This is a genomic window from Bradyrhizobium sp. Mp27, assembly GCF_029953005.1.
Lineage (GTDB): Bacteria > Pseudomonadota > Alphaproteobacteria > Rhizobiales > Xanthobacteraceae > Bradyrhizobium > Bradyrhizobium barranii.
The window spans coordinates 1-8,570 of the sequence record NZ_JASAUS010000227.1; the positions used below are offsets into that span (position 1 = coordinate 1).

The 8,570-nt window shown below is 62.0% G+C and carries 5 protein-coding genes and 3 pseudogenes; 5 read left to right on the plus strand and 3 right to left on the minus strand.

The window, feature by feature from the left end; genetic code table 11:
* A pseudogene (locus tag QJT78_RS46045) lies at positions 1–141 on the plus strand (IS630 family transposase); the annotation flags it as partial.
* A gap of 45 nt (positions 142–186) precedes the next feature.
* Positions 187–372: a hypothetical protein gene (locus QJT78_RS46050; protein ID WP_028181468.1), complete on the plus strand. Its 186-nt coding sequence runs from the start codon at positions 187–189 to the stop codon at positions 370–372.
* A gap of 406 nt (positions 373–778) precedes the next feature.
* On the opposite strand, the gene QJT78_RS46055 is transcribed toward QJT78_RS46050, so the two are convergent.
* The 3 genes from QJT78_RS46055 to QJT78_RS46065 all read right to left on the minus strand — a co-directional run bounded on the left by QJT78_RS46055 (position 779) and on the right by QJT78_RS46065 (position 3,245).
* Complete coding sequence (locus QJT78_RS46055; protein ID WP_028181469.1) at positions 779–1,027, minus strand: hypothetical protein; 249 nt, start codon at positions 1,025–1,027, stop codon at positions 779–781.
* Between the two features lie 11 nt (positions 1,028–1,038).
* Complete coding sequence (locus QJT78_RS46060; RefSeq protein WP_028181470.1) at positions 1,039–1,251, minus strand: hypothetical protein; 213 nt, start codon at positions 1,249–1,251, stop codon at positions 1,039–1,041.
* 197 nt (positions 1,252–1,448) lie between these two features.
* Positions 1,449–3,245: a recombinase family protein gene (locus QJT78_RS46065; protein WP_049808037.1), complete on the minus strand. Its 1,797-nt coding sequence runs from the start codon at positions 3,243–3,245 to the stop codon at positions 1,449–1,451.
* Here QJT78_RS46065 and QJT78_RS46070 point away from each other — a divergent pair.
* The 3 genes and pseudogenes from QJT78_RS46070 to QJT78_RS46080 form a co-directional block, all read left to right on the plus strand.
* Positions 3,141–3,494, plus strand: a pseudogene (locus QJT78_RS46070) (DDE-type integrase/transposase/recombinase); the annotation flags it as partial. The gene QJT78_RS46065 and the pseudogene QJT78_RS46070 sit on opposite strands and share 105 nt — an antisense overlap.
* Before the next feature lie 170 nt (positions 3,495–3,664).
* Positions 3,665–5,914 carry a hypothetical protein gene (locus QJT78_RS46075; protein WP_028154134.1) on the plus strand — a complete coding sequence of 750 codons (2,250 nt, stop codon included), beginning with the start codon at positions 3,665–3,667 and terminating at the stop codon, positions 5,912–5,914.
* 272 nt (positions 5,915–6,186) lie between these two features.
* Positions 6,187–8,570 (plus strand): annotated as a pseudogene (locus tag QJT78_RS46080) (hypothetical protein); the annotation flags it as partial.

Sequence of the window (8,570 nt, forward strand, 5' to 3'; positions counted from 1 at the left end):
TCCTTCACGAGCCTCAAGCAGCTTCAGGAACACATCGATGCCTACGTCAACGCATACAACGACAGAGCCGAGCCCTTCGTCTGGACCAAGAAAAAGGTCCGTCAACGCCGTGTCAAAGGCCGCCGTATCACTCAGCTCTGATTCCGGGTACTAGATGCCCGGTCGGTAGCCGAAGCGGCTAGGCTCGTGGACGCGTTTCGCGACCTTATCGACAAGACTTCTTGGCCACACTGGCGCAAGGATGAATTCGTTCGGGCCGTTGAGGCCCTGGCTGAAGCCCAGCTTGTCACTGAAGCGGCGATTGCGTTGCCGGGCGATGCTGGATTCCGGGAGCGCTTTGCCGCGGCCTTCATCGTGTTTGCGAAATGCTAAGGCTCTCCTGCGGGAGGGCCTTTTAAATACGGCGTGCCCCCGCGGGCCGGGCTTTAGGCTTAGCCCGGAGCCGCTGCGCCGTCTCCGCCCATGCGGGTAACAATCCCTCACGCAAGGCATAATGCACTCCTCGCCGGAGGCACTCGGTCAAGCAGCTGCCTACGGCACCGCTATCACTGCTGCGTGCGCCGGGTGCCTTCTTAACCGGTCTCGTCGCCGCAGTCGGTCCCGCATCCCGCTTCGCGGTCGCTATGCTGATGCTCTTGCGGCTGCATTTCGCTCGGCTCCGCTTTGCTTCGCGGCAAAAAAAGGTCCATTCTGTCCTGATCGCGTCAAGGCCAAGCCCGATGGGCGCTACGCGGCTTTGACCCGCTCGCGCCAGCGTGGAGAGTGGCCTTCCGTCGCGCTAAAGCGCACTCAGGTCGGTTGGGACCTCACCGAACTTCCTGATCAGCTTGGCGTCGCTGAAATCGCCGGTGGCTGGATCGCCCGTTCGCGAAAACGCGACAGCGCCGATATGCCCGGGCTTTCGCGACAGAGCCTCGGCGCGCATGACCGCCGCATTAGGATTGAAGCACTCCGTCGGCTCTCCAGGCGCCATGCCGTCATCGGCGGCGACGAAGGGCAATGCGACGTAATAGGTTACTTCTGACATTTCCTCCGCTCCTAGCCGTTGTAGGGATGAAATCTTCCGCGCGCGTAGGCGTGAGAGACTGACTTCATCAGTTCGGCGACCTCGGATTCCAGATACTGGTTTGCAACTATCAAAGCCTTGATCGTAGCGCGAACGTCCCCACCGCACGCGGCAAGGGCTTGATCGACAGACTCCTCAAGCGGGTCCTCGTCGCCTTGCGGAATAGGCATAGGACTTTGAGACATCAGCCGTTTCCGCAATAAATGAGACTGCAAAAGGTTCTCATTTTGTTCCTTTGGAGTCAAGCGCCGCCGTTTGCCAGAGCTGCTATCTTTTCCCGGGAGCGCGGCGATCAGTGTCGTGGAATTTCAAGCGGGAACGCCCCTGGGCGCGAGATGCTTAAGCTAGGTTCGATAACCTGTTTTGTTGAGTAGCGTGATGGTCAAGGTTGCCAAGCCCCGAGCCATGGCTCGATCGCGTCCTCGGCGGGCTTGAACACCGGGATGTGGTAGTTCGAGCGCATTGATGTGACGCGCTCGCGGGTCCAGCGATTGCCGTTGCCGGTCTTGAGGCCGTTGCGATTGAGGAGGCCGGCAATCAGATCGTCGCTGGCGATCAGCACCAGTTGACGCACGGCCTGGACGATATCGGCAGAGGTGCTGTTGCGCTGTCCGCGCCGGCGCTTCGGCAAGCGCAACTCGCTGTGGGCGCCCCCCACCCAATGGACGATGAGAACGATCTCCGAGGCCGCGTCGTCGATATCGGCCACGACCTCATGGATGAGGGTGCGCACAATGCGCTTCTTGAGGCGAGCATCCGTCGTCGGCGCATCCCAGACCGTTTTGAGGTTCGAGGCCAGAACGCCGAGCGAGACTGGATCGGCAAGGGGTGCGGGCGTGGCCGCATCATGCATGGCGATCTTGGCCTCAACCTCCGCCGCGTGAGCGAGCGCCCTGTTCCAGCGCGCTTCCAGCTCACTGGCCACCAGCCGGTTCGCGGGATCAGCGGCATCGTATTGCCGGAAAGCCCTGTCGGCGGCATAGCGCGCCGCTTCGAGGTCGCGACTGAGAGCATCGCGTACCTGATCGCGCCGTTCCCTGGCTCCCTTGGCGGCAGCGGTTGCGGCGGCGACAGCGCCCGGACCGACGACTCCAAGCAGCGATTCTTCGATGGCGTCATCGACGCGCAGTCCGCCGAAGGCGATGCAGTGGGCCCAGCCATTATCCATCCAGGCACGGTTGCAGCTGTAGCGCGGGATATGGTTCTCCATGCCGGAGTACCGGAGTGTGAGCTTGCGACCGCAGCGCTTGCAGCGGATCAGACCGGCCAGCAACGCGTCACCATGGTTGGGCGCGCCGTGATGCCGACTGATGGGAACATTGCTGCTGACCATGGTGCGAATCGCCTCGAACTTCTCCCAGCTCACATACCCTTCGTGAGTGTTGGGCTTCAGCGTCAGCCATTCGTTCCGCGCCTTGCGGCGGATCTTCAGGCTCACGCCAGCGGTGCTGTATCCCGCCGCCACAGCTGTCTTACCATAGGCATAGGCGCCGCCGTAGACCGGGTTCTCAATGATCCGGTGGATGGCAGAGTAGTTTGGTCGCCGCCAGGCCGTGTCGCCGTTGGTCTGCTTCACCGGCAGATCGAGATTGTACTCATGGAGCCAGCAGAGCGCCTGTCGCGCGCTGCCCAGTTCCTCGACCTTGTCGAACACCAGCTTGATCGCCTCCTGGACACGCCGATCCGGGTCTTTCTCATAACGGTCGCCGGCCTTCACGAAGCCGACGGGCGCTGTCACAACCAACTCGCCCCGGCGCGCCTTCTCGTAGCGGGCCGAGAGCGAGCGCTGGCGCAACAGATCCAGCTCGTACTCGTTGAGGCTGCCCTTGAGCCCGAGCAGCAGGCGGTCGTTGCCGTGCCTTGGCGCATAGATGGTCTCTTGATCGACCAGAACGGTATCGACCACGCGGCACATCTCGATGAGTTGCTGCCAATCCCGGCTGTTGCGGGCGAAGCGCGAGACCTCGCGGGCGCAAACCGCACCAACCCTGCCGAGGCAAACCTCCGCCACCATTCGCTCGAATCCGGCGCGTTGTATGCCGCCGGCGGCTGAACGACCATCTGACGACGGACAATCACGGACAAGCTCCGTTCGTACGGCGCTGCGAGGGCGAAGATGGGCTTTCACGTCGAACATCGCCAGCACAAAGCTCTCAACAATTGGGCCGAGAATTCTCATCAGCCGACGCGGCGGCGCGAGCGGATCATGGAGCGTTTCAAATCGTCCCGTCAGGCTCAACGGTTTCTGTCAGTTCACGATCAGGTCGCGAACCTTTTCCACATCCCCTATTCTGGAGCCGTCACTGCCGACTTCCGTCGTGCTTCGCGCGGGCGAGCCTTTGCGACTTGGCGCGAGATCTCCGCGACAAGCGCTATCGCCGAATCTCGAACCTTTGAGAAGCGCCTCCTTCGGCTCGCGGTCGATTAAGTTGACGATGCCCCGCTGCCTCCAGCAGCACGCCAGGCGCGATGGAATTGCACCCCACGGTGATCCGGGTTTTCCTGTGAATCGGGGAGAAGCGCCCTACGTCAGCTACTCGTCAGCCAGCCAGTCTATGCAGACTGGCTGCGCACTCTCGACTTTATCGGAGGTGGAATATGACAGGCATTGGCCGAGCTGGTAAATCGCACGTTGGGCCCGCAGGAGCCGACAGCGCATGGGGATCGAGTAGTTCGAGCCCGGAGCTCGGTCCCGCCCCCGGGGAGGGCGGGCAATCTTTCGACTCTGTCGTGGAGCGGATGCGCTCCGGGCCTCGAGATGGAACGGCTCCGCTCGTGAGCCTGCCACCAGCTTCGGCGGTGGCAGTCCAGATTTCCTCAAGTGGCGACGGAATCAAGGCAGCGAAGCAAAAAATGCGCAGCCTGCTTGCGGGGCTTAATGCTTCTAAAAATGCAGCCACACGAGCCCGGAACCCGAACCCGTCGGAGGCGCAAGAGCTGATCGATCAAGTCGTCAAGGCAGGCTCGGAAGTTCTGGGCTATTACGCGAGCCTCCCCCCGGACATGGCGCGCGGGCTTCTTTCCGACGGTCGGGCTCGCCGACTCCGCGAGGAAACTATCGCTGCGGGAAACGAATGCGACATCGTGGCCACCTGGATTATCGGCGACCTGGAGAAGAGCAGGAAGAAAGCAACAGCCTTGCTCAAGAATATGCGAGTTGCCAACGCTCAGCCTGACCAGCTGAGCCGAGCGGTATCCAGCGTGGCGAAGCACTACGAGGCCTGCATGGAGGGGTGGGGAAAGAAGGCATTGCGCATGGAACGGATGCAGTCCGTCTGCGCGGCCACCGCCAACTTGCCGAGCACCACGCCCGAGATGCGGCAGGCCGAAGAGGCCGCACTACGCCTGCAGACCGGCTGGGCACTTTATACGAAGTGCGTGTATCTGCAATCGCAGGTTGCTCTTGCTCAGCTTCTAATTGAGTCGCGGGCGACGTTCGAACCAGCTGTAAGCGACGCCCTCATGGGTGAGGATGGGCGGGTGCGTCTGCTCGGGACCTTTATCGAGGATGTTTTTCCGGCATTTAACTCGGCGTCCGAAGCCGTTCTGAGCAGCAACGGAGCGGCACTCGACGCAGACCACTGCACCGTTCTGGAAGGAGTCATGGAGCGGCTTTCGGAATTTGCCTCAGGGGTGCACGGAATCGTTACCAGGCTAAGGGACGCCGGAACGGATGCCGACCTTCCATTAAAACTGTTGGGCCAGATCGCGGATGGTGCATGGGTCACCGCGGACGACGTCACGCGTCTTTTGGACGTGCAGCCAAAGACGCCCGCCGTGATTGAGCCGACGGCCCGGACTGCCGTAGTGGTTGAGGGGGGCGCGGCCCGCAGGGAGGGGAAGGGCAAGCGCGCACCGGCCGCAGGCGAGCGAAGTTCGGCGGCCGGGCCGCGCGAGCCGCAGCTCGCCACGCCCGACGCTGCCACGGCCCCGACAGTCAAGGTGATCGTACTCTCGGATCTGGGTACGAAGAAACTCGCGAGCGCGGAGGAGGCGGCACTCGCGAGGGCGTCATCGTCGGCGACCGGGCACCTGGAGATATTGCAGGCTCCGCCCTCCAGGAACGCACTGACCGGATTACTCAAGCGATTGGACGAACTTTTGCAGTTCGATCTGCCGGCTCAGCAAAGCGCGGTCTCGCAAGCGCGCCACGGGAAGCCCGAGGACGCCGATCACGCCGTGGATCTCGTCGTTAAGCGCCTGCAGACACAGGCCTCCGAGATTGAGGCCAGTGTAGCCGCGCTGGAGGAGCCTCGCCGACGTGTCCTACTCACGCCTGCGCAAGTGCCGGAAGTGCACGACAAAATAGCCCGGCTCAAGGCGATGTTGTCCGAGGTGCAGGGACAGGCAAACTCTTTCACGGCGCGAAAGGCGGTGATCACGATCGATTGCATGAAGACCTACGCGTTTCCGTCCCAGAAGTATCTTGAACAGTTGCGAGCGGCCGGGGAGTTGGCGGCTGTGAATTCACCGCGCGCCTTGAAGGATGATCCGGGGACACTGTTCGAGATCAAGCTGCAGCCCAAGGCCCTGCGCAATGGCGCGACGCCAAGCCCGATGTGGGTGCACATCCATACCAAGCGGCCGGTACATGCCAGGCAGTTGGCAACGCTGAGCGATGCCGGGTTCGCCGCTTGCCACGTGAAGTCCAATGACCAGCGCGGCTACAATCAGGACTGGCAGAGCGCTCGAGCTGCGACGGGGCGCGAGAACGTCGTGATCCACCGCGGCAAGCTCACGCCGGCGTTCTGTAGGTCCTTGTTGCGCACCGCAGCTGGCGGCCAGCCGTGGCATCCCCTTCCCGAGGCGGAGCACGCGTCGATGCAGTTCGCGCGCCTCGGGATGTAGTTACCTGGGTGTCCCGCGCCAGAGCGTCGCTGTGGTGACACGATCAAGTGGACCGTTTCTCACCGAGAGGAAATCCTCGATGAGCTCGAAGCCGGCGCGGGCTTCCTCGAACAGATCGACAACAGGGTCCGATTGAAATTCGATCGGGAGCGTCGTGACCCCAACTTCCTTTCGCTTGGCAGCTGAACCGTCAAATGCCGGCGATGTGTCGTCTCAAGTCCAGGCGCATGCGATCAGCGCTCCAGGCTCTTCATCTTCGAAAGTGAGTACACATGAAATTCGTCTCAATGAATCGGGGGGGGCAACAAACGGATAGCGTGGACGCGCAAGATGCCTCTCCAGCCGACTCGTCGGCAGAGGCGGCGGCCTTTCAGCGGCAGCTGAGCGAGGTCGCTGTCCTGTCCGCTCCCGTGCTCATGCAGGTCCGCGCCTATCAAGCGGATGCATCGCGATCTGAGGCGCGACCCATCGTGCGGGCGAGCGGGCAACCATATACGCCGGCTCCGCACGGTGAAGGCGGTGGAACGACGCTGAATGCGTCGGCGCTGCCGCTCGGCCATGCAAATTTGGTTTTCGCAGGAAGCGGCATGGATCCTGTTTATTCCGACGATGCGTCTCTTATTGAGGGGCTCGGGCCGGCACTCTTCAAGGCTGGGGCCTCCGAGCGCACCGTCAGGCGCAATGTACGTTGTCTTCTCGGATTGGGGCATTGGCTCGTAAAGAACGGAAAGCCGGGCATTGCTGCCCGGCTTTCCGAAGAGTCGCTGGTCGAGGATGCCCTGGAGTTCGGCAAGCAGGAGGGGCAGGCCATCGCTACGCCACTGGTTCATCTTCGAGCCTCCCAATCGCCGGGCGGCATCGCGCCGATTGCAAGCCGGGTTGAGCTGAATCCCTATTCCCAAGATGCGGATCTCATCAAAGGGTACAAGGAAGATGCAGCGTCAGGCACCGCCAACACCGTCAGGAAGTATGCAACTCTTCTTATCGATTTCAGTGATTACCTCCGTGAGAACGATAAGCCCGGCATTGCTGCTCGACTTGGCGACGGCTCGCTGGATAATGATGTCAGCCAGTATAAGGAGGCGGACCCCCGTGGCCGCAGAAAAGCCGGGGCCGCACTGGCTCATCTCCTGAGGTCGCCGGCGGGTGCTAGAGCGATCGAGCTCCGGCCTCATATTCGCCCCGTTCCTGATTTCGAAGGCGCGGTTCGCGCTGAGCCGAGCCGGACCCGGGCCGCGACTGCACAGCACAGCTCGAGCGGAGCTATCAGCTGGCCGGAGACTCTGCCTGCGAACCAGCAGGATCTGCTTTTGGAGACGATGGACGGACCCAGCTCCTCGCCGCCTATCGAGACAATTGCGCACCATCAACAAGCAGCGGATGCAGGAGGGTCTTTTCGTGACTTGAACTTGCCCCGCGCCGACCATGGGGTTTCACCGCCGCATGGCCTGGCATTGGATGCTGCAGGGTCCCTGAACTGGCGCCACCATGACGACGAACTGACGGATAAACGTCACAGGAACCCGCTCGGGCCAGGCGAGCAGGTTCTCGTCATCAATGAGCATGATATAGGGGAGTTGAGATCAGCGAAGAGGCAGAAGACGCTAAGCAATCCGCAGGGCGTCGCCGTTGAGCGGCAGCTGATGCAGACGCCATCCCATCAACTGGCGGCGTCCCCATCGCAGATGCAGGCTCCGATGCTGTCGCAAAACGAGCTGATCGGCGAGCCGCTCCCGGGGGAAGACGCGGAGCTCTTGGCGAGGTTTCGTGTAGACGCCAAGCGGCGCAAGCTCACCCCAGGCGCCATCAATAACAGTGTTTCCGGGCTTGGGAGATTTGTTCGCTGGGTCAACGCAGAGCATGGGGGGTCCGTAGCTTCTCGGCTACGAAAAGGTACACCGCTGGATGAGGAAATTGCGGCGTACCGGAGATTGGGCCGTGACCCCCAGCACCGCATTACATCGGCCCTGGATGTTCTCCGGCGGCTCTTGCGTGGGGGTGAAGAAGCCGAAGCTCCCGAACCCCGCGTCCTCGGTGCCCCACGTCGCCTGGTTCCTCATCCAGAAGATGCGCCCCTCATCGAGGGCGCGCTGAGCCAAGCTCTGAAACATGTTAAAACTGCGAAGGATAAGGGGTCTGCGCAAAAGCGGGCGACACGTCTTCGCGCGCTGAGTGCGTGGCTTAAAGGGAATCGCAAAGGGAGCATCATCGGGCGACTTAACGGCTCTAGCAAGGAGCAGTTAACGCTGGACAACGATGTGCTGGCGTTCCAACGGACCGGAGGCGCAAGATACCGTCCCGATTTGTCGCATCTTCGCAGCTACTTAAAACTCATCGAGGCGAACCGAGAGCTGGGGCTGCCAGGCCCTGAGCAGCCGAGCTCGCCGGCCGCGTGGGGCGATCGGCATCCCGGCTCGGCGCAGGATCTTCCCTCAACGCCGGCAAGCCCAAGCGCGGGAGCTTGGGTTTGGTTGGGTGAACAGCTGCACGAACCAGCATCACCATCCAGGCCCCCGTCACATGCTAAGGGCAGGCTTGAGCCATCTGTTGATCTGAATGCGCCGACGCCGTCCGAGTTGCGCGACGATGCTCATTTTGCGCCAGCGCATCCTGCCAGGGCCCGTTCAGACACCTACGCTGGTCTTGAGCCATTTGT

Coding starts and splice junctions, on each gene's coding strand:
- QJT78_RS46075 (WP_028154134.1), top strand. CDS start 3,665: ATGACAGGCATTGGCCGAGCTGGTAAATCGCACGTTGGGCCCGCAGGA.
- QJT78_RS46060 (WP_028181470.1), bottom strand. CDS start 1,251: ATGTCTCAAAGTCCTATGCCTATTCCGCAAGGCGACGAGGACCCGCTT.
- QJT78_RS46065 (WP_049808037.1), bottom strand. CDS start 3,245: ATGAGAATTCTCGGCCCAATTGTTGAGAGCTTTGTGCTGGCGATGTTC.
- QJT78_RS46055 (WP_028181469.1), bottom strand. CDS start 1,027: ATGTCAGAAGTAACCTATTACGTCGCATTGCCCTTCGTCGCCGCCGAT.